Origin of the sequence: Ramlibacter sp. WS9 (genome assembly GCF_003797765.1) — a bacterium.
In the GTDB taxonomy this organism is placed as follows: Bacteria; Pseudomonadota; Gammaproteobacteria; order Burkholderiales; family Burkholderiaceae_C; genus Ramlibacter.
The window spans coordinates 1-710 of the sequence record NZ_RKMB01000103.1 but is presented as its reverse complement, the minus strand read 5'-3'; the positions used below and the strand labels follow the sequence as shown (position 1 = coordinate 710).

1 protein-coding gene is annotated in these 710 nt (G+C 50.3%); it reads right to left on the bottom strand.

The genetic code is table 11. The features are described 5' to 3' along the window. Positions 1-46: 46 nt before the first annotated feature. A partial coding sequence (locus tag EEB15_RS33135; RefSeq protein WP_141514242.1) for a tetratricopeptide repeat protein occupies positions 47-710 on the bottom strand: 664 nt, incomplete at its 5' end.

The following is a 710-nucleotide window of genomic DNA, read 5'->3' as shown; positions in this document are numbered from 1 at the left end:
CCTGCAAGACAGAGCACGACCCAAAGTCCAATAGCCATCAGCCGCATCACTGCCCCGATTTCCAGTCGGGCCGATCTGCGTCGTAGCCCTGGGTCGGGTGAGGAGGCAGAGGATGGTCCTTTATCAAGTTGGGAAAACGCAAATCAGGATCAGCGGAAAGTTGGTCGTAAATACCATCATATAGTTTGTGTAGCCTCTCATCGGGGGCGTACCACATTCTGTCAACATCGGGACTAGTCTTATCAAAAACTCCGGACATGAAGAAGGCAGCATCATTATTTCCTTGGCTTGCAGCAAGAAGGTAATAGCCTGCCGCCTTTGGGTAGTTATGTGCCACCAAACGATAGTACATCGCCAGTTCGTAATTGGCAGGAGCATAGCCCTGGCCTGCAGCACAGTTCGTATATTTCAGCCCCAACTCATCCTGACCAGCAACATATATATATAGCCTTCCTAACTCAGTTAATGCTGGTGGATTACCCAAGCTTGCAGCCTTATCGAGAAAAGTAAGTCCATCAGTCGCAGGATTCTTGACGCCAGCGCGACTCCCGATCATTGCCGCCATATCGTAGAAACCTTGAGGAACCTTCAAATCGATCATCTTCTGGTAGAGATCTAGAGCTTTCTGAGTATCCTTCTCCACACCGCCTGGCCAACCGGTACGATAGAGGCTCGCCAAGTTATGCATAGCCTTCCAGTGACCACGCTCA